The following is a 23558-nucleotide window of genomic DNA, read 5'->3' as shown; positions in this document are numbered from 1 at the left end:
ATCAAATTATCTTTGCAGCTGGTTCGTGGGCTTCTATAGTTCTTTCATGAGTAATATGACTTTTCAAAGTGCTGTTGCAGCTGATGCGGGTATACCGGTGCACGAGCAGGTTTATCGGCAGTTGCGAGAGCGGATTTTGTTTGGTGGGTTTCTTCCTGGCAAGGCCGTGACCCTGCGTGGTCTGGCGGACGAGCTGGGAGTGAGCGCCATGCCGGTGCGCGAGGCCGTGCGGCGCCTGATTGCAGAAAATGCGCTGGAGTTACACGGCAATAGACGCGTTTCCATTCCCGATGTTTCCCAAGAGATTGTTGATGAAATCTGGTCCGCTCGCCGCCTGCTGGAAGTGGAGCTGGCATCCAAGGCTCTGCTCCATTTGGGCGATGATGATATAAAGGCGCTGCAAGACATTGATGATCAGATAGATCTTGCCTTGGAGACAGGCGATGTCGAAGGTTATATGCGCGGAAACTACGAGTTTCATTTTTATCTGTACTCTAAAAGTCAGTCTGAAGTTCTTATCAAGCTCGTCAAAAACCTATGGGTTCAGTTCGGTCCATTCATGCGTCTTGTTTATGGACGGTCTGGTACTGCGAATCTGGAAGACCAGCACAAACAGGCTTTGGAGGCGCTGAAAGCACGAGATCAGAAGGCATTGCAAACTGCTTTGGAAGAGGACATCGCGCAAGGGATGGGGTTCATCCGCGAGTCCCTCAGCCTTCCTGAAAAAGCTTGATGGTCTGTTGCTTCTCGCAGTGTTTCTATGGTGCGAGAGCCAACTGGTATGACGGCGATGGTGGTCAGGTTTGAGACATAGAGATTGACTCTCTCTCGTTTGTGATCACAAAATAATGGGGAGTTTGCTTCTCTAGCCCGGATTGCACGGCAAGTACGTTTCGGAAGGAAAGACCCCTATGGACTACATCGCTAATCTTCCGCCAACCCATGTTCTTCAGGAAAAGGATGCGGCCCACCATCTGCATCCGTTTACAGATACCAAGTCTCTCAATGCCAAGGGTACACGTGTGATCACGCGGGCTGAGGGTGTTTATCTCTGGGATTCTGAGGGACACAAGATCCTTGATGGTATGGCCGGTCTATGGTGCGTGAATGTGGGGTATGGCCGTACGGAGATCATTGAGGCGGTTCATCGGCAGATGCAGCAGCTGCCGTACTACAATACGTTTTTCCAGACTTCACATCCGCCAGCCATCGCGCTTGCAGAGAAGATCGCCCAACTGGCACCGGACCATCTGGATCATGTTTTCTTTGCAGGTTCCGGTTCTGAGGCTAATGACACCGTAGTGCGTATGGTGCGGCATTATTGGGCGAGCGAAGGCAAGCCGACCAAGAAGACCATCATCTCCCGCCATAACGCTTATCATGGGTCCACCATGGCTGGGGCCAGTCTGGGCGGTATGAGTGCGATGCATGCGCAGGGTGGGCTGCCTATTCCCGATATCACCCACATCAACCAGCCTTACTGGTATGGCGAAGGTGGAGACATGGATCCTGCCGAGTTTGGTTTGATGCGGGCGCGTGAGCTGGAAGCGGAGATAGATCGCCTTGGCGAGGACAACGTGGCCGCGTTTATTGGTGAACCTATTCAGGGCGCGGGCGGTGTTGTTATTCCGCCGAAGACATATTGGCCCGAAATCCAGCGTATCTGCCGGGAACGGAACATCCTGCTGATTGCAGATGAGGTGATTTGTGGGTTTGGGCGGACTGGTAACTGGTTCGGCTCGCAGACATTCAACTTCAAACCAGACCTGATGCCGATCGCCAAGGGGCTATCCTCCGGCTATCTGCCGATTGGGGCTGTTGTAGTGAGTGAGAAGGTTGCCAAGGGCTTTATTGAGCATGGCGGCGAGTTCTATCACGGCTTTACATACTCAGCGCATCCGGCGGCATGTGCGGCAGCATTGGCGAATCTTGAGATCATTGAGAATGAGCGTCTGCCTGAACGAGTGGCGAATGATACAGGGCCGTATCTGGCAGAGAAGTGGAAGGTGCTAGGAGAGCATCCTCTAGTTGGAGAGGCGCGGATTTGCGGACTGGTTGGGGCTCTGGAGCTTTCGCCGGACAAAGCGCACCGTACTTCGTTTGAAGCTGAAAGAGGCACTGTGGGCACCATCTGCCGTGATCATTGCTTTGAGAGCGGGCTGGTGATGCGCCATGTTGGTGACAGTATGATCATCTCGCCGCCGCTAGTCATCACACGCAGTGAGGTGGATGAGCTGATTGAAAAGGCGCATCGTGCGTTGGATATGACGGCTGCTGATGTTACTGCTCAAGGCATCAAGTAGCTTTTGAGGAGGCACAGGCTCGGTTGAGTTTGCAGCGCATATTTCAGGCTGATGCTTATGGTCAGCAACCGGTGGCACAGAACTTCTGGCATCGTGCATTTGAACCGGAAGTTCTGGGTGAGCCCTTGCAGGAGGAGCGCTCTTGTGAGGTTGCGATTGTTGGTGGCGGCTACACAGGCCTGTCTGCTGCGCTGAAGCTTGCTCAGCAAGGCGTTGATGTTGCTGTGCTGGATGCCCGGCATATTGGCTGGGGCGCTTCAGGTCGCAATGGCGGGTTTTGTTGTCTGGGTGGCGCCATTGCGGAGGATGATGAACTGATCCGTCGCTATGGCGAGGTTGAGGCGCGGCGGTATTTTTATGCCGAACGAGCTGCTATTGATCTTGTTGCGGAGCTGCTGGATCAGTATGAGATCGACGCAGATGTGGCCTCAAAAGGGGAAACGGTCTTAGCGCATAAACCGCGGCGTGTTGATCAGCTGAAAGATACGGCTGCTGACATTCAAAAACGCTACGGGATCAGCTGTCATTTCCATGACAAGGATGAGCTGACAGAACTCGGCATGAATGCGTCCGGGCTCTCCGCTGGTCTGACCATTCCTGTTGGATTTGCCTTGCATCCTTACAAGTACGTGCGCGGTCTTGCTGCTGCTGTGAAAGCTCAAGGTGCACGGTTTTACGAGCAAACAGAGGTGCTTGGCATTGTGCCTGCTGATGATGGGCAGTATGTTCTTAAAGCGCGCAAGGGGCATTTGCGTGCGCAAAAGGTGTTGCTGGCTACCAACGGATATTCTTCTGAAAATATGCCAGAGTGGCTGGCAGGGAAGTATCTTCCGGTGCAGTCCAATATCCTGATGACACGCCCGCTTTCTGAGGAAGAGCTCAAGCGTCAGGGCTGGTTCTCCAATCAGATGGCATATGACACGCGGACATTGCTGCATTACTTCCGCCTGCTGCCGGACAATCGGATGATGTTTGGCATGCGCGGCAGTGTGAGCGCGGCGCCTCAGGCGCGGGAGCGAATGAAGCAAGCGGCGCGGCGAGACTTTGAGCGAATGTTCCCGGAATGGGCGCAGGTGGAGACACCGGACTTCTGGTCAGGTCTGGCGTGTCTTACAAACAACCTGGTGCCATTTGTTGGAGCTGTGCCCAATACGTTCGGTCTTTATGCAGCCTTTGGGTATCACGGAAATGGGGTGGCCATGGCGACTTATGCCGGGCGTTTGATCGCTCATGAGATGTTGGGTGAGGCGACCAATTTAGCATATCCTGCTTTCCTGAAAGCGGCGCCGACGCAGTTTCCGTTTGGATCTATGCGGCGCCATCTTCTTGCTCTCAGTTACACGTGGTTTTCGTTGAAAGACCGGATGTTCTAGGCCTTAGCTTTTCTGCAGTGTGCCTTGCAGCTGATTTGCGACCATGGCGTAGAGCTTGCCACTCTGTTTGATGGTGCGCTTTTGTGTTTCGAAGTCCACGTGGATCAGACCAAAGCGTGGCAGGTAGCCTTCTGCCCATTCGAAATTGTCCATGAGGGTCCAGCAGAAGTAGCCCTTGAGCGGGATACCATCCTCAATAGCTCTGGCGGCTTGTTCCAGATGGGTGAGCACATAGGTGCTGCGGTCCCAATCCTGAATGCTGCCATCTGCCTCCACCGTATCTGGAAATGCTGCGCCGTTCTCCGTGATGTAGAGTTGTTTCGGTGCGTAGGTGGTGTTGACGTACTGGAGGATGTCATAGAGGCACTGCGGATACACTTCCCAACCCATCTGGGTGTACTGACCTTCTGGTAAGTGTCGCTTGAAGTTGACTGGTGTGAACTCTGTTCCATCCTCAATGATGGACCTGCGGTAGATGTTGATGCCGAGGTAATCGAGTGGCTGCGTGATCTCGTTGAGATCTCCGGGTTCTATGGCTGGTAGGACGTCTTTGTAGGTCTCCAGCATGTCAGCGGGATATTGCCCTTTGAAGATAGCATCCAGATACCAGCGGTTCTGACAGCCTTCAAAGCGCCGTGCAGCGTCAATATCTGCAGTGGCATTGCTGGCTGGTGTGACCGAGTTCAGGTCCAGGACGATGCCGATCTGTGCGTCTGGCACGTTCTTGCGGATGATAGATACCGCTTTGCCATGGGCGAGGAGGGCGTGGTGACTTGCTGCCAGTGCTGCCTTTGCGCCTCCGCCGAGGCCGGGTGCATCTTCCTTCAGACCGTAGCCCCACCAAGTGAAGGTGAAGAGCTCGTTGAATGTAGTCCAATGTTTAATCTTTGCGCCCAGTCGCTTTGTTGTGATGTCGACGTAGTGAACGTAATCGTCCACGAGGCTTCTACGCAGCCAGCCGTTACCTTCTTCCTGTAAGGGGAGTGGCAAATCCCAGTGATACAGCGTTGCGTAGGGGGTGATGCCTGCCTCCAGCAGCAGGTCTGTCAGGCGTTCGTAGAAGGCAAGGCCTTCTTCGTTGATTGGACCTCTGCCATTCGGCAGGATGCGTGACCAGCAAATGGAGAAGCGGTAGGCAGTGAGGCCAAGCTCTTTCATCAGGGCGACGTCTTCTTCCAACCGGTGGTAATGATCGCAGGCGATGTCGCCGTTGGTGCTATCTGCGATGTTGCCGGGGATGTGGGTGAAGTGATCCCAGACGGTTGGGCCGCGGCCACCTTCGTTGACGGCGCCCTCGATCTGATAAGAGGCGGTTGTCGCGCCGAGCACCATGTCTTTCGGGAAGCTGATGGAGTTTGCCAGCTGTTGGAGGCGTTCCAGTTTATTAGTGTGATTTGCGCTCATAACGTCTCTCGATTGATTTGATTATGCTGGCTGCGCCCAGTGTGAGGACCACATAAAGAATTGCAGCGGAGTTGAACGGGGCGAAGGGTAAGAAGCTGCTCGCCTGAAACTCTCTCATACGCTGTGTGACGTCGCGAACAGAGAGAATGGACAGCAAGGATGTGTCCTTGAGCATGGCGATGAACTCGTTGCCCAGTGGCGGTATGACGATGGACAGGGCCTGAGGTAGCACTACAAAACGTGCGACTTGCCAACGGCTTAGACCAAGGCTTCTGGCCGCTTCGATCTGTCCTTTGGGGACGGCCAGAATGCCAGCGCGGAAGATCTCTGCCATGTAGGCGGAATAGCCGATGGAGATAGCGACGATGCCGCGGGTCATGTTGGAAAGGTTGATTGCTCCGTCAGACGCGCTCTTGATGGCGCCGCTGAGGGGTAAGCCAACGTAAAGGATGATCACCAGCATGGGGATGCCGCGGACGGTGTCGATGAAGAACTCAGCAGCAATGGCGAGTGGGTGTTCGGCTCGGTAGATCGAACAGATCACTAGTAGCATCGTGAAGAAGCCGAGTACACCAAATGTGATGGCTGGGTACTTGCTCTCATCAGGTAGAAACGATGTTTGCCAGATCAGGTTTGCATCGGCTGGAACGGCCTTAGTCGGAATGAAGGCTGCTGATACACGTTTGTTCTTTTCAACGGTGAGCAGTGCGTGGCTCGGATCCTTCACGCTTCGGATGTCGATGCTGGTGTGGTCAGCGCCGTCATACTCTCCGAAACGGATCTGGTCGGTGACTGGTTGTGGTGTGCCCTTGATGATGGCGACGCGGCCTTCCAGAGAGCCGATCAGGCTGTAGGACTGCTGCGGCTGCATGGCGAAGAAGGCGCAGAGGCCGAAGAAGATGAGTGCTGCGATGGAATAGAAGAGGTTGGTGTGTTTCTTCTTCTCCAGGCTTTGCAGGCCAGCCCAGATCAGTCCGAGGATCATGGAGGCAAAGTAAGCGAAGAATGCTGCGCGCAATGTTACCATCAGGCCTGCTGCGAACTCAGCATGGGCCACGAACAGGATGTAGAACGCTCCCAGTGCATTGGTTAGGAGCAGCAGGATCAGTCCGTATCTACTTAAAGAAACAAGGGCTTGTCTTGACTTGCTGAGAAAATGAATCAGTAGCAGGCCAAGTGAGGCAATCAGGTAGGCGAAGGTTGCTTTGGAGAAAATGCTGAGCACCAGTACCTGGGCTTCAGGTGTAAGTTGGCGTGGTCTGACGGCCTTTTGAATGAGATTGGATGTGTAAGGATCAACGCTGTTGGCGACGATGGAGTCTATGAAGATGGACAGGTCTACGGCATTGGTGGCAATCAGTGCCAGAAGCGCAACGTAGATTATGAGAGCTGCATTCTTGCCGAGTTGGCTGGCTTTGCTCTTTTCTGGATTTTTCAGTAAGGAGTAGGCCAGCCAGCAGCCTGCGCAAAAGACTGCGAGTGCGCAGAGGAAGCTTGCGAACAGCGTGCTGGCGTTCTCTCCGATGCCGACAATGGCGTAGATCGAGCGCTTGTAATTATTGGTCGAGACAAACAAGTAGATGATGAAGGGCATTGCAGCAATGAGGATGACATTGCTGGGCCGCAGTGTTCTTAAGACATTCACGGGAATCCTCCACTCACATCAATGGGTTGATGCGTTTCGTGGATCGCTTCGATACATTGGGAGAGCGGGCTGCTCGCAGGGAACAGACCCGCTCCGGAGGTTTGGGCGAGGTGCCTAAAGAGATTAGTTCTCAACGCCCCAGTACTTGGCGACGAGGGCATCCCATGTGCCGTCTGCTTTGATCTGTTCGAGGCCTTCGTTGAAGGCGTCAACCATTGGCGAGCCTTTCTGGAACACGATGCCTAGTGGGTCGGATTCCAGGCCTTTGATTGCAGCTGTCAGCTCGCCAGCAAATTCCTGCTCGTAGGCGTGGGCGGAGGTTCCGTCGATGATGACGCCGTCTACATCAGCGTTTTGCAGGGCCAGGATGGCGGCTGCGAAGGTGTCGTAGAGGCGGGTGTTGTCGCGTGTAACGAGTTTTTCAGCCAGTTGGGCGTTGGTGGTGCCGGTTTGGGCTGCGAGTGTTTTGCTGCCGCTCTGGAAGGCGTCCAGTGAGGTGCCTTCATCTTCGACGCGCAGCAGGATTGCCTGACTGACAACGAGGTATGGATCAGAGAAGTCCATGGTTTTCTTGCGCTCGTCCGTGATAGATACACCAGACATGACCACGTCGAACTCGCCCTGAACCAGTGCCGCAAAAATGCCGTCCCATGCGGTGGTTACAAACTCTGCCTTACAATTAATTTTTGCGCAAATGGCGCCCATGATATCTACGTCAAAGCCAACGATTTCGCCGGTTTTCTCATCAACGGTTTCCATTGGCGGGTAGGTGGTGTCGGAGCCGACTTTGAGGACTTGTCCTCCCAGATCTGCAGCCTGTGCGCCTGCGATCATCATGGTTCCAAATACTGTCGCGGCAATAAATTCACGTAACATATTATGCTCTCCTCATAATTTTGTTTGGCCTAGCCAGAGCGCTGGGCCGCGTGTGCCTGAAGCCTAAGGTTTCAGGCGGTCGTCCTGCCGTTCGATCAGTTGTGGCATGACCATTCTTTGGAGGTCTTGTGCCGGCTCTCCCTCTATGCGGCGAATGATGAACTCGCCGAGAGCCTTGCTAGTTTCTTCAATGGGCAGGTAATATGTCGTGATCGGTGGGGTGAAATATGCACTGACGTTGATGTCGTCGGTGGCGTTGACGATCGCATCCTTGCCGAACTCTATGCCCAGTTCGTGAAAGGCGGACAGCACGCCGAGTGCGCTCGCTTCGTTGGCGCAAATATAGGCTGTTGGCTTATTATTGTGATTATACAATGCTTTAACAGTCGCCTTGCCGAACTCCGGTGTGAGTGGTCCGGTGGCGATGAAATCTGCTGTTGTTTTTATCCCCGCGTCCTCGAGCGCTCGCAGGTATCCGCGTTGGCGCTGTTTTGAGTACATAAGTTCGTCTGGCGGGTTGATAGTGACGATGTTGGTGTGGCCGAGGCGGAGGAGGCGGGCGGTGGCCTCGTAGGACATTTGCTGGGAGTTTGCGTCCACATAGGAGTAGGGCGTGAAGTGCTCGCTCATACCGTAGGTGACGAATGGAAAGTCTTTTTCCAGCATATAGCTGATGCGAGCGTCATCAGGGCGGGTGCCTGAGATGATGATGCCATCGGCCAGACGCTGCTCGACGATATTGCGAATTTCCTGAAAGCTGCTGTCAAAATCATCGACCGGATAGATCGCAGCGCGGTACATGGTGCCGCGTAGGGCGCCCATTATACCATTGAGAATATTGGTATATTCAACGCCTTCCCACTCATGGCTGCCGGTGGTTGGGGTGGTCATGACTACGGCGACGGAGTAGGTGCGGCCTGTACGCAAACGCAGGCCGTCGAGGTTGCGGACGTAGCCAATTTCCTCAGCGATTTGGCGCACGCGTTCCTTGGTCTTGTCCTTGACTGAGGAGCAATCCTTCAAAGCTCTGGAGACGGTGCCGACGGAAAGGTCAGCTTTTTGAGCGATGGTTTTGATTGTTGCGCGAGCCACTTTATGAAATCCGACAGTATGCGCTCTTCCGGAACCGAAAAAGCAATAATTGAAACGTTTGTATTTTAGGAATCAAAATTTTGATCTGTCAAGAATGGCTGAAAATATAGGATTTTTGGTCTTGTTGACGATTCCCTAAGAAATCAGAAAATACGTTTTAATTTTTGCGTTGCAATGTGCGTTGTTTTGTAAAAATTGCGTTGAAGAGGCAAAAGGGTGCGTTCATCGGTACTGCAGTGATGCGCGCACATGTGCTGCGGCTGCAAGCGATGCTGAGGATTGGGAGATGCGGGGATAGAAGGGGGATAAGGGCCACGGTGATCGTGACCCTTCTTGTTTGATTAAGGTGCGCCGCCGACGCGCATGACAGCTGCTGCGCCGCACTTATTCCCGTCGTGCAGGCAGGTCTCAATATCTGCACCGCGTAGCCATGAGCTTAAGAACCCGGCATTGAAGGCATCGCCTGCGCCAGTGGTGTCGATCACGGGTACCGGATCTGCTGCAACGGTGATCTCGCCATCCGGCGTTATGGCAGTTGCGCCTGCCTTGCCTTTCTTGACCACTGTGAGGGTCGGGCAGTTGGCCGGATCTTTCAGATAGCCCAGATGCTCGGCTTCCATTTCGTTGGGCAGGAACAGGTCCACCTGTGCGATGAGGTCCTGAACGTCTCCGTTGAGAAGGCAGTTCTGATCCCAGGAGCAATCCAGCGAGACGGTCATGCCAGCGGCTTTAGCAATCTCCAGAAGTTCTGGAAGCTCCTGTAGGGTTGCCAGTTCGCCGATGTGCAGGTGTCTGGCCTTAGAGGCGCTGAAGGCGTCCAGCATGTCTCTTGGAACGGCGGTGCCATTGCGCTTGGTCAGGAAGGCGCGGTCTTCCAGGCAGCCGATCACGGCTGTGACCTGCGCGCCATTGGCCTGATCGTACGGCGACAGGCTCAGGTCGACACCGCTGCGCTGCATCTTTTCAAGGATCGCAGAGCCGAACGGGCCGCCGGGCATGGACGCCAGCAACGTGGTTTTGTGGCCCAACGCGGAAAGGTTAGCAGCGGTGATGAAACCGCCGCCTCCGGGTTCAACTGCCAGATCCTTGGCGTAGGTTTCTTCGCCTAGCCGTGGCAGTTCGGTGAGCCCTGTAAAGATGAGGTCGCAATAAACCCGTCCCGCACAGACGATTGCCCCATCGGTTTCTTTTGAGGTCACCGGATAGCCTCCCCGGTGTCTGCATCAAACAAGTGAATGGCTTCAGGTGCTGCATGCAGGTTGACTGTGTCGCCTACGGCTGGTGGTGTTCTGCCGGAGGCTTTTGCAATGACTTCCTCATCGCCCACCTTCACATAGGCGAGGGTATCGGTGCCCAGAGGCTCAATCACGGAGACTTCGCCGGAGAACAGGCCTTCACCTTCCTGAACGAGCAGGGCATCCGGGCGAAGGCCAACGGCGACCTTCTGGTCTTCGTTGAGCTTGGTGGTTGGCAGCTGAATGGCTGTGCCGTTCTCCAGCGCGATGGCGTCGCCCTTCACGATGCCTTTGAGCATGTTCATGGAGGGAGCGCCGATGAATTGAGCCACGAAGATGTTGGCTGGCTCGTAGAAGACCTCAAACGGCGTGCCGACCTGCTGGATATGACCGTCTTTCATGATCACGATGCGGTCTGCCATGGTCATGGCTTCCACCTGATCGTGGGTTACGAAAATGATCGTGTTGCCAACGCGTTGGTGGAGCTTCTTGATCTCCAGCCGCATCTGAGTGCGCAACTGCGCGTCCAGGTTAGACAGTGGCTCGTCGAACAGGAAGGCGGCTGGGTCACGCACCATGGCGCGGCCAATGGCAACGCGCTGACGCTGACCACCGGAAAGCTGGTTTGGCTTTCTATCGAGCAGATCAGTGAGTTCCAGAATGCCTGCCACTTCATCGATGCGGGCATCCTTCTCTTCCTTGAAGAGTTTGGAGGTGCGCAGTCCGAAGCCAATGTTTTTGCGCACGGACATGTGCGGGTAGATCGCATAGTTCTGGAACACCATGGCGATGTTGCGCTCTTTGGGCTCCATGTCGTTGACCACATCACCGCCAATGCGGATGTCGCCAGCGGAGACTTCCTCCAGGCCTGCGATCATGCGCAGGGTGGTGGACTTGCCGCAGCCGGACGGGCCAACCAGAACAACGAACTCGCCGGACTGGATGTCCAGATTGATGCCATGCAGGACCTGCGTGTTCCCGTAGGACTTAACGAGATTGTTTAGAGATACGGTGGTCAATCGATCACTCCTGCACTAGTTTTGCAAAAGCAGCGCTGCGCACCTTGGTGGCCTGCGCGCTTTGATCTACAAATGATTTGTTATTGGCTCTCAACGCCTTGGCGGACTGCTTGTAGGCTTCTAAAGCAGCGTCTAATGCACTTGGAGCTGGCCCGCCGGGACGGGTGCGAATGGCAACGAAATTTTCTGCACTGACAGCATGCATGAACTGATCTTCGCTCATGCGGGAGACCCTTTGTGCATGGGCCTCAAAGGCCTTGCCAAACGGGTCGAACCCATCACGCAGCGGCTTTTGCTCTGCAATCACAGCCTTGGCTGTTTCCGCTGCAATCTCATGGGCCTGACGGAAGGAGAGACCTTCCTCACGCACCAGTGTGTCTGCCAGCTCTGTGATGGTGATGCAGGAGGCGTCCGTGTTTTTCGCAACACGCTCTTCATTGATGGAGCTTGCCGCAATGAGCGCTGCAAACAGGTCCAGCACTCGGCTGCCGCTTTCAAAGGCGGCGTAGCCCGCTTGCTGCACTTCACCCTCACTATCGTTCATGTCTGTGAACGGGGTGTTGTGCATAGTGCCGACGATTGCATCGCAGCGACCAACGGTGACGGAGGCCAGATGGCGCAGGTGCTCAATCGGCACCGGATTGCGCTTTTGCGGCATGATGGACGAGATCTGCACCAGACTGTTTGGCACGTAGAGCTGGCCGACCTCGAACGCGCTCCAGAACTGCATATCCTGAATGACGCGGCCCAGATGCAGGAACATGAGCTTCATGGCCGAGTAGAGGCCTGTGACATAGTCAACAGAGGCAATGCAGCCATAGGAGTTGAGCAGAGGCTCACTGAAGCCCAGAAGCTCTGCCATGCGTTCCCGATTGATCGGGAAGCCGGAGGTAGTGATGGCTGCCGCGCCCATTGGGCAATGGTCAATGCCAGCTCTTGCCAGTTTCAGGCGCTCCAGATCGCGCAGCAGCACTTCCAGAGCGGCGGACAGGTAGTGGCCGAAGGTGGAGGGCTGTGCCGGTTGCCCGTGGGTGTAGGCAACAATCAGCGTTTCCTTCTCGATCTCGGCTTTTCTGATCAGCACATCACACAGATGCAGCGCCTGCTGGGTGAGGGCGTCACAGCGTTTGGCCAGTGCCAGCTTGAAGACCGTGTGGTCCATGTCATTGCGTGAGCGGGCTGTGTGCAGCATGCCGGCAATGTCTGGTCCCAGACGTTTCTTCAGCTCAGCTTCCACGAGGAAGAAGTAGTCTTCGTACTCGCCGGTGTATTCCGGATCGGCATCGGCCAGATCTTTCTCGATCTCGACCAGCGCCTTGGCGATCTGCTTGCCGGTTTCCAGTGGCACGATGCCAGTCTCGCACAGCATCACCAGATGGGCCTGATTGATCTGTGTGATCGAGGTGGTGTGGTGTGCTTTGACCCCTTCAAAGAGCGGTGCGAGCACGGTGTCCTTGTAGACCGGATGCGGGAACTTGGAACTGTCGATCATCCTTTAAGCCCTGCCATTACTACGCCGCGAATGATGTAGCGCTGGAACACCAGGAATACGATCAGGGTCGGGATGGTTGAGATTGCTGCACCGGTCATGATCAGCTCCCACTCCACCTGCGCTTCTACGGAGAAGGTGGTGAGGCCAACGGGCAGGGTGTACATTTCCTGACTGTTGGTGACGATGAGTGGCCAGATGAAGGCGGTCCAGTTGCCGAGGAACACGAAGATTGCCAGAGCTGCCAGAGCAGGGCGCACCAGTGGCATGGCCACGGTCCACCAGATCTGCAGCTCATTGAGGCCATCGATGCGCGCGGCTTCAAGGAAGTCGTCCGGCACAGTTTCAAAGAACTGCTTCATGAGGAAGGTGCCGAAGGCTGTCATGAGGCCCGGGAACATGATGCCCCAGTAGGTGTCGAGCCAACCGAATGTGGAGCTCATCAGGTACCACGGAATAACCAGCATTTCAGTTGGGATCATCAAGGTCGACAGGATGGCGATGAAGATGATGTAACGGCCCGGGAAGGTGTACTTACACAGGACGTAACCGACGAGGCTGTCGAACAGCACATTACAGATGGTTGTAATGGTGGCGATGAGTAGCGAGTTGGTGAACCAGCCGAAGAAGCGGCCATCTTCCAGAACGTAGGTGTAGTTCTCGATGGTTGGTTCTTCCGGGATGAGATTCAGGTTGTAGACCTCAAACGGGTATTTGAAGGACGTGGACAGCATGAACACGATTGGCATGATCATGGCGATGCCGCCTGCAAAAAGCAGGAGCCAGCGGATGAACTGTGCCTGACTGCGTTTTCTGCGGGCTGAGCTGCGCAGGGATGCAGCGCTCTTGCCTGTGTCCAGTGTTTCTGAAAAAGCCATATTACTTATCCCTCATGACGCGCAGTTGCAGCAGGCTGACGACGAGCAGAACGGTGAACAGGACAACCGTTTGTGCTGCCGCATACCCCATGTCAAAAGAGTTGAAGGCCGTGTCGTAGATCATCAGAACCAACGGCTTGGTGGAGTTCAGCGGGCCGCCGGGATCGTTCGTGGTCATGTTGAAGACCTGATCGAAGATGCGCAGGAAGCCGATTGAGGAGAAGACAACCAAAAAGACGATGGTTGGCTTGAGCAGCGGGATGGTGATCTCTGTCAGGGTTTCCCATGCGGAGATGCCATCAATGCGGGCTGCCTCATAATAGGTTTGCGGAATGGCGCGCAGGCCTGCCATGAAGATGATGACCTGGAAGCCGAGACCTGCCCAGATGGCTGGTGCCAGAATGGATGGCAGTGCGTAGGTGGTGGAGTTCAGGAATGGGATCTGCGGAATGCCGAAGGTTGCCAGAGCGTTGTTGAAGACGCCGATTGGAACCGGCTGGTAGAACCAGCGCCAGACCCATGCCATAGCCACAGCGCTGGTCATGAATGGCAGGAAGTACAGTGCGCGGATGGTGCCGTGCATGAAGCGCAGCTTATCCAGATGGAACGCGATCACGAATGCCAGAAGCAGGGAAGTTGGTGTTCCCAGTATCAGATAGAGGAAGGTGTTGGCGAACACTTTCCAGAAGGTTGGATCGCTGAATAGCTTTACGTAGTTGTCGAACCCGGCCCAGCTGCGGGAGCCAAGCAGGTTCCATTCCTGAAAAGAGAGCAGAATGGCGTTCGCTGTTGGATAGAAGCGCACAACCACATAAAAAACGATCGGGATGGCGAGTAGCCCCCATGCCCAGACGATCTGCTTTTGCGAGATCGAGAGCCTTTTATAAATCCCCAAAACCGCCCCCTGATTATAGCCGGAATTGCAGCAGTTGGCTCATAATATGATTCATGAGACTGCTCTAACTCTTTGTTTTAAGGTGTTTTGTGGCTCTGCTGAAAGAGCCTTTGCCCTATATGCTGACCTTGAGATGTGAGGGCAAAGGGATCGCCCTCACATGCTTTTGTTTTGCGTCGCGCCTCTTCCGAAGAACGGGTTCCAATCAGCGGAGATGCAGCGGTTTTAGACGCTTAGTTGTAGTAGTCGTCGAGGATCTTCTGCTCTTCGCCTGCTGCCTGAGCAAGGGAATCTTCTGCAGACTGACTTTCAAGACGCATACGGCCAACCATGTCCATCAGAGCCTGACGCTGACCACTTTCGTTGGCAAAGATGGTTGTCTTTGCGTAGCCGAGGCCTTTGATGAACGGGCCGTAGACTTCGTGGTTTGCGTTTGCATCGGTCATCGCAGCAGATGGCTTTGCTGGAAGTTCGCCAACGGTGTCGAGCCAGACCTGCATGGCCTCATCGGAGGTCACGTATTTCATGAACTTGACGGCTGCGTCGTATTTCTCGCCGGTTGCCTTGGAAGTGATGCCGTTGACCCAGTATGAGGAGTAGTTGGACTGGGTTCCGTCAGCAGCTGCTGGCAGTTCTGCCACGCCCCACTTGAGGCCGCGTACCTTGTTGAGTGCGCCGATGCGGAAGGAGCCATCGATGTGCATGCCTGCGCGGCCTGCCTTAAAGGCTGCCTGCGGCTCATCCATGAAGCCAGCTGCGGTCACTTTGTGGGTGAACTCAAGATCGGAGTAGTACTTCAGAGCGGCTTTACCGGCCTCTGTGTTGTAGTTCACCTTCTTGTAGTTATCCATGTACGGATCGCCGCCGAACTGGCGTACGAGCACTTCGCGGAACCAATGGTGGTCCTGCGCGTTCATGCCGGTGGTGATGCCAACGGTGGACAGGTTGCCTGCGCCGTCTGTCTGGGTGAGTTTCTTGGCGGTTTCAACCAGCTCGTCCAGTGTTTTTGGCGGGCCGTCGATGCCTGCCTTGTCGAAGAGACGTTTGTTGTAGAACAGAGCCAGCGAGCGCACTGCGGTTGGCAGAGCCATGTACTGATCGCCGCGCTTCATGGCCTGAACCATTGGGAAGAACTCAGCTTCGATTTCAGCTGGTGGGAATACGTCGTTTGGTAGCGGCTGGATGAGCTGCGCGTTTACGTAGTCGTTCAGCCAGCCATAGAACAGCTGCACCACATCCGGGCCCTGACCTGCAGGGATCGCTGCTGCCACTTTCGTGCGGTAATCCGCATACGGGAAGTGGGTCATCTTGACGGTGATGTCCGGATTTGCCTTCTCGAAGTTCTCGATCAGGGTTTCCATTGCTTTGACGCGTGGCTCAAAGAAATACTGCCAGTACTCAATTTCTACTGCCTGTGCGCTGCCTGCCGCATACATTGCGCAAGCTGCGGTGGTTGCCCCCAGCATCCACTTTTTCAATTGCTTCATTGACCCTCTCCTAAGTCCTAAAGTCGGAGCTGCCCTCTATTCCTCGCCCCAGCTTCTTTTGATAAATTGCGAAAAGAAATGTTCTTCTCTTAATATTTCACAATGCTGAACAGATTTAATTCAATTAAGTTGAATATTCAAGTGTTTTGAATTAATGGATAGATATGCATCGAAAAGCACCACTTAAAATCATTGGCTCAAACGCTGAAAGAACTCGACTTCACAATAGGAAAGTCGTTCTCGGACACTTACGTTCCCATGGTAAACTGGGGCGTGCAGAACTTGCCCGCCTTACCGGTTTGTCCACACAAGCGATGAGTAACATCATAGCGGAGTTGGAAGGTGAGGCGCTGATTCTTGCTGGTGAACGCCAGACAAAAGGACGCGGACTGCCTGCGGTGCAATATACGCTGAACCCGGCAGGCGCTGTGGCGCTGGGGGTGGAGGTTCGCCCCAACGCGATTTTATGCGCGCTGGTGAACTTTCTCGGCGACACGCTTTATACCAAACGCATACACATCGAGAGCAGTGAACCGGCTGTTGTTCTGCCTGCGGTGAAGGCGGCCTGTGATGAGGCGCTTTCATCCATTGGCAAGAACGCGCCACCTGTTCTGGGTGCGGGAATCGTTATGCCCGGCCCGTTTGGACGCGTGGGATTAACCGGTGCTGGTAAAGCGGAGCTGGTTGGCTGGGACGATAAAGACCCGCAGGCGCTGTTTGAAGACGTGCTGCAGGTGCCGGTGCGGGTGGAAAATGATGCGACGGCAGCAGCGATTGCGGAGCAGACCACCGGCTCGGCGACGGAGCTGCAATCCTTCTGTTTTGTTTATTTCGGGACTGGCCTTGGCCTTGGCGTGATCTCTAACGGTGAGATCCTGCGCGGTGCGTTTGGCAACGCGGGTGAGCTGGGGCACGTGGTTGTGGAGCGGGGCGGACGGCTTTGCTCCTGTGGCAATCGCGGGTGCCTTGAAACCTACACCAGCCGCATGGCAGCCAGTGAGTTTTTGCAAAAGCGCGGCAAGTCAGCGGAAAACCAGAAGGATCTTTCTGATCTGCTGGCTGCCAATGATCCTGATCTGGAAGAGTGGATCAGTGAAGCGGCTGATCCGCTGGCGCAGGCCATCGGCACGCTGGAAAACCTGTTTGATCCGGAGGCCGTTATTCTGGGCGGTGCTATGCCGCCGGAGTTGTTGGAACGGCTGATTGAAAAGCTGGATCTGATTGATGCGACGGTTTCCGTTCGCGCTGACCGGACTTTGCCGCGCGTGGTGCGTGGTGCTTCCGGTTGGATGACGGCTGCTCTTGGCGCAGCGGCCCTGATTATTCACGACACGTATATTCCAAGTATTTCGAAGGTAGCCTGAGGGGACGAGATGCCACTTTCAGATCAAGAACGTATTGCTGCGCATAAGCAACATGTGCGGATGGTGGAGCTTTGGCGCGCTTTACAGCCGCTCAAGTCAACTGTCTCCTTCATGAATACGGGTGCTCATCCAGATGATGAGATTTCTGAGATGCTGGCAGCGATCGGTCTTCGTGACGGGATTGCGTTGTCCTATGCCTGCGCCAACCGCGGTGAGGGCGGGCAGAATGACATTGGCACGGAGGCTACTGAGAACCTCGGCGTTCTGCGCACGGCTGAGATGGAGAAGGCCTGTGATGTGCTGAATATGCGCATGTACTGGCTCTCTGAAAATGCCGAGGACGATATCTTCGACTTCGGGTTCTCCAAGAGCGGAGTGGAGACGCTCGGCAAATGGGGGCATCAGCGCACGCTGAAGCGGTTTGTTGAGATCATCCGGCAGGAACGTCCGGACATCATTAGCCCGACCTTTCTGAACATTCCCGGCCAGCATGGTCACCACCGCGCCATGACACAGGCTGCGTTTGAGGTGATGAAAGCGGCTGCTGATCCTGATTTTCCTGATGTTGATCTGCCTTGCTGGACGGTGAAGAAGCTTTATCTGCCAGCCTGGTCTGGTGCCGGTGGGGCGTATGATGATGAGGTGCCGCCACCGCCAGCAACGCTTGAGTTTGATGGCAATGGTGAGGAAGAAGTCACCGGCTGGAGCTGGGCACAGATTGGCGAGCAATCGCGTGCATTTCACAAAACGCAAGGCATGGGACGCTGGCGGGATTACAGCACCAACAACGTCTGGCCGTTGCATCTGGCAGAAAGCACCGTTGGCACTGAGGAGCAGTCTCTTTCTGACAATCTGCCGCGTAACCTTTCGGAGCTTTCCTCCTTTGCTGGTGCGCCTGCCTTGGCGACTCTGCTGGATAAGGCACATGACCACTGCCTGGATGCGATTGAGGCGTTTCCAAACCGTGCCATGATTGGAGCGGCAGCGGCGCAGGCTTTGAAGCTGGTTCGCAAAGCTCAGGATGAGTGTCCGGAAGCGGCGCGTGATGAGGTTCTGCACCGCTTGCAGCGCAAAGAGCTGCAACTGGCGAAAGTGCTGGAGCTCTCCGAAGGCATTGTTGCCTCTCTTCGTCTCTCTCAGGATCAGCTGAAGCGTGGGGATACCGCAGAGATCACGTTTGAGTGCAGCCGCGGTGCCGTGCGCTATGAGCTGGATCTGCCTGACGGGTGGAGCGTGCAAGAGGGCCGTGTGCAAGTGAGCGCAGACGCTGCAACCAGCGATCCGTATCCTGCGATCTACCGACCAGATGTTCTTCAGGCACCATGTGCAAAGCTTCAGTTTACATCCCACGGGGTGGAGGTTGAAACGCGGCTTGCGTTTGAGGTGGAGCCTGTTGTTTTGCCAAGTCATGTGGTGGAGCAGGATGAAACCAGCTTCGTGCTTAATAGCGCACTGGCGGATCGTTCTCTCAGTTTTGCTGTGAGTGGTAACGCGTCCGGCTTGTCACTTGATGTGCCGGATGGCTGGCAAGTGCACTCAAACGGTGGTGATTTCCAGCTGACACTACCGGACGATGTGGCTGATGGGCTTTATGAGCTGCCAATCCTGCAAGATGGAGAGCCTGCTCACACGGTGCATGTGGTTTCCTATCCGCATGTGAGCCAGCGGGTGCGGGTCACACCAGCGACAATCCGTGTTTGCGTGGTTGAGGCCCGTCTTGCAGCGCAGCGTGTTGGTTACGTTGGCAGCGGCAATGACCGGGTTGGCAAATGGCTTGGTGACATTGGTGTCGATGTGGTTGAGCTGTCCGTTGGCGAGTTGAGTGCGCAACGTCTGCAAGAGCTGGATACTCTGGTGATTGGTATCTTCGCGTTCCGCAACAGGCAGGATCTGCATGACGGGATTGAAGATATCCATGATTGGGTGAAGGCTGGTGGCCGCCTGATTACGCTTTATCATCGCCCATGGGATCGCTGGGATGCGGACAAGCTTCCGCTGAAACGGCTTGAGATTGGCTCGCCAAGCCTGCGCTGGCGAGTGACGGATGAAAACGCAGAAGTGCGCTATCTGAACCCGCAGCATGACTTACTCAACCAGCCGAACGCCATTGGTGAGAATGATTGGGCGAACTGGCACAAAGAGCGTGGGCTGTACTTTGCCAAGAGCTGGGATGAAGCCTATGAGCCGCTGCTGGAGATGGCTGACCCGGATGAAGCGCCTCACCAGGGCATTCTGCTTTCTGGTGCGTTTGGGCAAGGCCAGCACATTCACACCTCGCTTATTCTGCATCACCAGATGGAGAAGCTGGTGCCGGGTGCCTTCCGCCTGATGGCAAACCTTGTCTCAAATGGTTCAGGAGAGGGGGAGACCTCTCAAAATGCTGAGGCTTTGGAAGCGAGCTGATGAACAACAAAAAAGGCGCTGGAGTTCAGCGCCTCTTTAGTTTCTTGTCTTAGTCCAGTGTGCGTTTGAACCTCTTGAGTGCCAGCATGAGGAGTACGGCAACGAAGAGGAAGAGCGTGTAGACGCTGACGGAGATTTCGTTCCATTCTGCTCCTTTGAGCAGGATCGCGCGGACAACTCTGAGGAAATGGGTGAGCGGGAAGATCTCGCCCAGTGTCTGCGCCCAGCCCGGCATGCCTGCATAGGGGAACATGAAGCCGGAGAGCAGCAGTGATGGCAGGAAGAAAAAGAACGTCATCTGCATGGCCTGCATCTGAGTGCGAGCGATGGTTGAAATGAAGTATCCCAGCAGCACCAGTGAGAGCACGAAGACCAGAATAGCGCCAATGAGCAGCATCAGGTCGCCTTCAAACGGGATGCTGAACAGGATGCGGCCAGCGACCAGCACTACAGCGACCTGAACTGCACCCACGACCAGATAGGGCAGGACCTTGCCGCACATGATCTCAAAAGGAGAGGCGGGCATGGCCAGGAGGTTTTCCATGGTGCCGCGTTCGGTCTCGCGAGTGAGGGCGATGCTTGTCATCATCACCAGTGTCAGCTGCAGGATAACGCCAAGCAGGCCGGGGACGATGTTGTACTGGGTGATGCCTTCCGGATTGTATTTGCGATGAATGATCGTGCTGGACTTCAAAAGATCCTGTTTCAGGCTCGGGTTCTTTTGTTTCACAGAGGCTACAGCTCTTTCAATGATGGAGGGGGCTGATGCTACAGCTGCGCCGGAAGCTGCCGGGTCAGTTGCATCTGCCTCAATGAGAGCGTTGGGCGTTCCGGCTTCTGCCTGTTTGGCAAAGTCGCTTGGGATCGTCACCACAAAGGTGACTTCGCCTTTTCTAAGCAGAGTGCGGGCCTGCGAAGGAGAGAGGTTTCTCTCCGTGAACTTGAAGTACTGGGAGTTCTCCAGTGCGGTGACAGCGGCGCGGGAGTAGGGATCGTTTGCCAGAGAGACCAGTGCTGTTGGCAGGCCGCGTGGGTCGTTGTTGATGGCGTAGCCGAACAGCACAAGCTGGACCAGCGGTATGCCGAGCATCATGGCGAAGGTGACGCGGTCACGGCGCATCTGGATGAACTCTTTGATGAGCATGGCGAAGAGCCGCTGTAGGGAGAAGATGCTGCTCATTGCATATTGTCCGTGCTGTCGCTCATGAACTTGATGAAGACATCCTCCAGATTGGTTTCTGATTGTTCGATCTGGATGTCTTCGTGCTGCTCAAGTGGTTTGAGCGCGCGTTTCAGGGCCTGAAGGTCTGTACCTGTGACGTGCAGAGAATTTCCGAATGGCGCAACCTGCTGCACGCCTTTGTTGTTTTGAAGCTCAGGAATGAACCGTTCAAGGTTGGGGCCAGTGAGTGAGTATGTGTGCAGTCCGGCATCTGCGATGACATCGTGCAGGGAGCCATCGGCCAGAAGTTCGCCATAAGAGATATAGGTGATGCGATGGCAGCGTTCTGCTTCATCCATGTAGTGGGTGGAGACCAGCACCGTCATGCCATCGGTAGCGAGGCGATGGATTTCCTCCCAGAAGTCACGGCGGGCTTTGGGGTCCACGCCTGCTGTTGGTTCGTCCAGCAGCAGCAGTTTGGGCTTGTGCATGGTGCAGGCTGCCAGGGCGAGGCGCTGCTTCCACCCCCCTGACAGCTCACCGGCCAGCTGATTGCGACGGGAAAGCAGGCCGAGTTTTTCCAGCGTTTCGGTGGTGTGTTTCTTGACGGGCTTTAGATTATAAAGCCGCGCCACAAAGCTCAGGTTCTCCTCGATGGTCAGGTCTTCGTAGAAGGAGAACTTCTGCGTCATGTAGCCAACCTGGCTTTTAATTAGCAGGCGGTCTTTGATCAGATCGTAGCCCAACACCTGACCGTGGCCTTCATCTGGCCGCAGCAGACCGCACATCATACGGATGCTGGTGGTTTTGCCTGAACCGTTGGGGCCAAGGAAGCCAACAATTTCACCTGATTTGACTTTAAGCGAGACATTGTTGACGACCAGTTTGTCGCCAAAGCGTTTTGTCAGGCCGGTGACTTCGATTGCGTTCATTGCAAGCTGTCCAGATCAACGTCAAAAATCTGACCGGGTCTCAACTGGGAATGCGTGGTGATGGGCTTGGCCTGTATTTCGTAGACCAGCTTTTCTCGTGTCTCCAAGGAATAGATGACAGGCGGCGTAAATTCCGGGCCTTCTGCAATATGGGTAATCTGCAGGGCTTGCAGCGTGGTGCAACCGGAGCATCTGGCATTGAACTTGGTGCCAAGCTTCAGCTGGCCGTAGCGCTGTTCCGGCACATAAAAGTGCAGCTTGATGGAGTTGACGGGCAACAGGCTGGCAACAGGCGCGGTTGGGCCTGCCATTTCACCAGAGTGCAGGAACACGTCTGTGACCTTGGCATCTTCGGGGGCGTAGATCTTGCGCTTCTCCAGCAGCCATTCTGCCAGATCCACCTTTGCCTTGGCCATTTCATATTGGCTTTCAGCTGCGGCGATCTGATCTTCCCTTGCGGGCAGTTTGGCGACGGAAAGCTGAGCCTTCAGTTCGGTGATGCGGGCCTGTGCCACGAGGAGGGCGGTTTCCACCTCATCAAACTGCGCTTGCGAGATGACTTTGCGGGTGAGGAGGCCCTGATATCTGTCGTAGACGTTCTGGGAATGTTTGGCCTGCGCCTGTGCTGAGCGCAGAGTGGCGTTCAGCACGTCAATCTCTTCCGGGCGTTTGCCAAGCTTGAGGTCGTTCAGCGAGGCGAGTGTCTGCTGCAGCTGTGCTTTTGCTTCAGCCAGCTTCATGGTGGCATCTGAGGCTTCCAGAACGGCGATGAGTTGGCCCTTCTTGACCAGTTCTCCTTCTTCCACCTTCACATCGGCAATCTCGGAGAGTTCCACGGGCGCAAGCTTGAGGTACTCTCCTTCGACATAGCCAGCGGTCAGGTTGGGCTCTGGCGCACAAAATGCGACCCACCCAGCTACAATGGGAAGTGCGCAGACATTAAGCATGGTCCGGGCCTTTCGACAGATCATCGAGGAGGGCATTGATGGAACGTGTCAGGATTGCCTTGATCTGCGCCAGCTCATCCGGGCCAACGGCCTGCCATCCCATGCGCTTGAGCACCAGTGGGCGGGCCAGACGGATGTAAAGCAACTGGCCGATCATGGCGAAGATGGCGAGCTTCAGCTCATCTGACGTGACGGGCTGTCCGGTGGCGCGGCTGAAGAGGGCGGTGACGCGGTCCATCAGTGGCTCAAAGAGCATGTGATAGAGCGTGTCGATCTCATCAGGTGAGTGGAGCACTTCCTTCAGCATAAAGCCAATCACCAGCTCCGCGCGCTTGTTGGTCTGGGTGAAGGTGATCATGCGGTCGATCATCTCCAGAATTTTGGCGCGTGCTTCTTCTGGCGATAGATGCTCAATGTCCGTGAGCTTTCTGTTCAGGATGACCGAGAGTACATCTCCAATGGCCATGGCGACAAAGTTGATGCAGGCCCGCTTCAATCCGGCCTTGCCATCAAAGTGGTAGGCGATTGAGGCGATGTTTGTTTTTGCGGTTTGCGCGATGGAGCGGGTTGAGGTGCCGGCGTACCCTTCGTGGCCGAAGTGGTAGAGGGCAGATTCAATCAGATCCCGTTTTGTCTTTGCGGAGGGCGTGTCAGATGCCAGCGCTTCGCGCAGTTCGTCAGGGGTAGGGGTGTTTGACATAATGGCACCTTCTTATTCAATCAATCGATTGATTGAAAATTACGCCTGTTTTGTCTTCTTGTAAAGAGGGTGCCCAAAATTTCTTGCTGAGGAGAAATCGGGGAGGTCTGCGATGTTTTGCAGTTTCTACACAGGGTATTTTCTGTTTCCACAGCTACAGTTGCTACTTGCTCTTGAATTTCAGATGGTTCGTGGGTATCTACCCGGGCATGGACACGTGGCCGAGTGGTCGAAGGCGCTCCCCTGCTAAGGGAGTAGGCCCGGAAGGGTCTCGAGGGTTCGAATCCCTCCGTGTCCGCCATCTTCCCTTTACATTGTTGAGTGAAAATGCAGGCGAGCCAGCCTGTTATGGCT

The 23558-nt window shown here is 55.2% G+C and carries 19 protein-coding genes and 1 tRNA gene; 6 read left to right on the top strand and 14 right to left on the bottom strand.

What is annotated here, in order from left to right; genetic code table 11:
- Positions 1 to 55: 55 nt before the first annotated feature.
- From PSE_RS17800 to PSE_RS17790, 3 genes are all read left to right on the top strand, one after another.
- On the top strand, positions 56 to 733 hold the full coding sequence (locus PSE_RS17800) for a GntR family transcriptional regulator (RefSeq protein WP_014286122.1): 678 nt from the start codon (positions 56 to 58) through the stop codon (positions 731 to 733).
- Between the two features lie 178 nt (positions 734 to 911).
- On the top strand, positions 912 to 2303 hold the full coding sequence (locus tag PSE_RS17795; protein ID WP_014286121.1) for an aspartate aminotransferase family protein: 1392 nt from the start codon (positions 912 to 914) through the stop codon (positions 2301 to 2303).
- A gap of 23 nt (positions 2304 to 2326) precedes the next feature.
- A complete protein-coding gene (locus PSE_RS17790) occupies positions 2327 to 3676 on the top strand; it encodes an FAD-binding oxidoreductase (protein ID WP_051125935.1) in 1350 nt (449 codons plus the stop codon).
- Between the two features lie 3 nt (positions 3677 to 3679).
- On the opposite strand, the gene PSE_RS17785 is transcribed toward PSE_RS17790, so the two are convergent.
- The 10 genes from PSE_RS17785 to PSE_RS17740 all read right to left on the bottom strand — a co-directional run bounded on the left by PSE_RS17785 (position 3680) and on the right by PSE_RS17740 (position 15696).
- Positions 3680 to 5080 (bottom strand): GH1 family beta-glucosidase, encoded by a 1401-nt coding sequence (locus tag PSE_RS17785; RefSeq protein ID WP_014286119.1) that lies wholly within the window; start codon positions 5078 to 5080, stop codon positions 3680 to 3682.
- On the bottom strand, positions 5061 to 6725 hold the full coding sequence (locus tag PSE_RS17780) for an amino acid ABC transporter permease (RefSeq protein WP_014286118.1): 1665 nt from the start codon (positions 6723 to 6725) through the stop codon (positions 5061 to 5063). The genes PSE_RS17785 and PSE_RS17780 overlap by 20 nt, the downstream gene beginning before the upstream one ends.
- Before the next feature lie 123 nt (positions 6726 to 6848).
- Positions 6849 to 7601, bottom strand: coding sequence for a basic amino acid ABC transporter substrate-binding protein (locus PSE_RS17775; RefSeq protein WP_041768660.1), 753 nt, complete (start codon positions 7599 to 7601; stop codon positions 6849 to 6851).
- A 63-nt stretch (positions 7602 to 7664) separates the two neighbouring features.
- Positions 7665 to 8693 carry a LacI family transcriptional regulator gene (locus tag PSE_RS17770; protein ID WP_014286116.1) on the bottom strand — a complete coding sequence of 343 codons (1029 nt, stop codon included), beginning with the start codon at positions 8691 to 8693 and terminating at the stop codon, positions 7665 to 7667.
- A 341-nt stretch (positions 8694 to 9034) separates the two neighbouring features.
- Complete coding sequence (locus PSE_RS17765) at positions 9035 to 9892, bottom strand: carbohydrate kinase family protein (RefSeq protein WP_014286115.1); 858 nt, start codon at positions 9890 to 9892, stop codon at positions 9035 to 9037.
- Complete coding sequence (locus PSE_RS17760) at positions 9889 to 10947, bottom strand: ABC transporter ATP-binding protein (protein WP_014286114.1); 1059 nt, start codon at positions 10945 to 10947, stop codon at positions 9889 to 9891. The genes PSE_RS17765 and PSE_RS17760 overlap by 4 nt, the downstream gene beginning before the upstream one ends.
- A 4-nt stretch (positions 10948 to 10951) precedes the next feature.
- Positions 10952 to 12439, bottom strand: a complete 1488-nt coding sequence (argH, locus tag PSE_RS17755) for an argininosuccinate lyase (RefSeq protein WP_014286113.1) — start codon at positions 12437 to 12439, stop codon at positions 10952 to 10954.
- The gene (locus PSE_RS17750; RefSeq protein WP_014286112.1) at positions 12436 to 13314 is read right to left on the bottom strand and encodes a carbohydrate ABC transporter permease; all 879 of its coding nucleotides are present in this window, start codon (positions 13312 to 13314) and stop codon (positions 12436 to 12438) included. The genes argH and PSE_RS17750 overlap by 4 nt, the downstream gene beginning before the upstream one ends.
- A 1-nt stretch (position 13315) precedes the next feature.
- Entirely contained in the window at positions 13316 to 14209 is an 894-nt protein-coding gene (locus tag PSE_RS17745; protein WP_014286111.1) for a carbohydrate ABC transporter permease, read from the bottom strand.
- Between the two features lie 233 nt (positions 14210 to 14442).
- A complete protein-coding gene (locus tag PSE_RS17740; RefSeq protein ID WP_014286110.1) occupies positions 14443 to 15696 on the bottom strand; it encodes an extracellular solute-binding protein in 1254 nt (417 codons plus the stop codon).
- A gap of 314 nt (positions 15697 to 16010) precedes the next feature.
- On the opposite strand from PSE_RS17740, the gene PSE_RS17735 reads away from it, so the two are divergent.
- Positions 16011 to 17060, top strand: coding sequence for an ROK family protein (locus PSE_RS17735; RefSeq protein ID WP_014286109.1), 1050 nt, complete (start codon positions 16011 to 16013; stop codon positions 17058 to 17060).
- A gap of 9 nt (positions 17061 to 17069) precedes the next feature.
- The gene (locus tag PSE_RS17730) at positions 17070 to 19463 is read left to right on the top strand and encodes a PIG-L family deacetylase (RefSeq protein ID WP_014286108.1); all 2394 of its coding nucleotides are present in this window, start codon (positions 17070 to 17072) and stop codon (positions 19461 to 19463) included.
- 49 nt (positions 19464 to 19512) lie between these two features.
- Here PSE_RS17730 and PSE_RS17725 read toward each other — a convergent pair whose 3' ends face one another.
- The 4 genes from PSE_RS17725 to PSE_RS17710 are packed head-to-tail and all read right to left on the bottom strand — an operon-like array spanning position 19513 to position 23204.
- Complete coding sequence (locus PSE_RS17725) at positions 19513 to 20643, bottom strand: ABC transporter permease (protein WP_014286107.1); 1131 nt, start codon at positions 20641 to 20643, stop codon at positions 19513 to 19515.
- Positions 20640 to 21557 (bottom strand): ABC transporter ATP-binding protein, encoded by a 918-nt coding sequence (locus PSE_RS17720; RefSeq protein ID WP_014286106.1) that lies wholly within the window; start codon positions 21555 to 21557, stop codon positions 20640 to 20642. Before PSE_RS17720 ends, PSE_RS17725 begins: the two co-directional genes overlap by 4 nt.
- Positions 21554 to 22504 (bottom strand): HlyD family secretion protein, encoded by a 951-nt coding sequence (locus PSE_RS17715; protein WP_041768658.1) that lies wholly within the window; start codon positions 22502 to 22504, stop codon positions 21554 to 21556. The genes PSE_RS17720 and PSE_RS17715 overlap by 4 nt, the downstream gene beginning before the upstream one ends.
- Entirely contained in the window at positions 22497 to 23204 is a 708-nt protein-coding gene (locus PSE_RS17710; RefSeq protein WP_014286104.1) for a CerR family C-terminal domain-containing protein, read from the bottom strand. The genes PSE_RS17715 and PSE_RS17710 overlap by 8 nt, the downstream gene beginning before the upstream one ends.
- Before the next feature lie 211 nt (positions 23205 to 23415).
- Between PSE_RS17710 and PSE_RS17705 the strand changes: the two genes are divergently transcribed.
- Positions 23416 to 23505: transfer RNA gene (locus tag PSE_RS17705), tRNA-Ser, on the top strand.
- Positions 23506 to 23558 lie beyond the last annotated feature (53 nt).

Origin of the sequence: Pseudovibrio sp. FO-BEG1 (genome assembly GCF_000236645.1) — a bacterium.
GTDB lineage: Bacteria > Pseudomonadota > Alphaproteobacteria > Rhizobiales > Stappiaceae > Pseudovibrio.
Note: the sequence above shows the minus strand (reverse complement) of the source record. Positions and strands in the feature narration are given on the sequence as shown.

What these genes read in the sequence shown, in the direction of transcription:
- PSE_RS17800 (WP_014286122.1), top strand. Translation starts at nt 56, where the DNA reads ATGACTTTTCAAAGTGCTGTTGCAGCTGATGCGGGTATACCGGTGCAC.
- PSE_RS17795 (WP_014286121.1), top strand. Translation starts at nt 912, where the DNA reads ATGGACTACATCGCTAATCTTCCGCCAACCCATGTTCTTCAGGAAAAG.
- PSE_RS17785 (WP_014286119.1), bottom strand. Translation starts at nt 5,080, where the DNA reads ATGAGCGCAAATCACACTAATAAACTGGAACGCCTCCAACAGCTGGCA.
- PSE_RS17775 (WP_041768660.1), bottom strand. Translation starts at nt 7,601, where the DNA reads ATGTTACGTGAATTTATTGCCGCGACAGTATTTGGAACCATGATGATC.
- argH (WP_014286113.1), bottom strand. Translation starts at nt 12,439, where the DNA reads ATGATCGACAGTTCCAAGTTCCCGCATCCGGTCTACAAGGACACCGTG.
- PSE_RS17750 (WP_014286112.1), bottom strand. Translation starts at nt 13,314, where the DNA reads ATGGCTTTTTCAGAAACACTGGACACAGGCAAGAGCGCTGCATCCCTG.
- PSE_RS17740 (WP_014286110.1), bottom strand. Translation starts at nt 15,696, where the DNA reads ATGAAGCAATTGAAAAAGTGGATGCTGGGGGCAACCACCGCAGCTTGC.
- PSE_RS17735 (WP_014286109.1), top strand. Translation starts at nt 16,011, where the DNA reads ATGAGTAACATCATAGCGGAGTTGGAAGGTGAGGCGCTGATTCTTGCT.
- PSE_RS17730 (WP_014286108.1), top strand. Translation starts at nt 17,070, where the DNA reads ATGCCACTTTCAGATCAAGAACGTATTGCTGCGCATAAGCAACATGTG.
- PSE_RS17725 (WP_014286107.1), bottom strand. Translation starts at nt 20,643, where the DNA reads ATGAGCAGCATCTTCTCCCTACAGCGGCTCTTCGCCATGCTCATCAAA.
- PSE_RS17720 (WP_014286106.1), bottom strand. Translation starts at nt 21,557, where the DNA reads ATGAACGCAATCGAAGTCACCGGCCTGACAAAACGCTTTGGCGACAAA.
- PSE_RS17715 (WP_041768658.1), bottom strand. Translation starts at nt 22,504, where the DNA reads ATGCTTAATGTCTGCGCACTTCCCATTGTAGCTGGGTGGGTCGCATTT.
- PSE_RS17710 (WP_014286104.1), bottom strand. Translation starts at nt 23,204, where the DNA reads ATGTCAAACACCCCTACCCCTGACGAACTGCGCGAAGCGCTGGCATCT.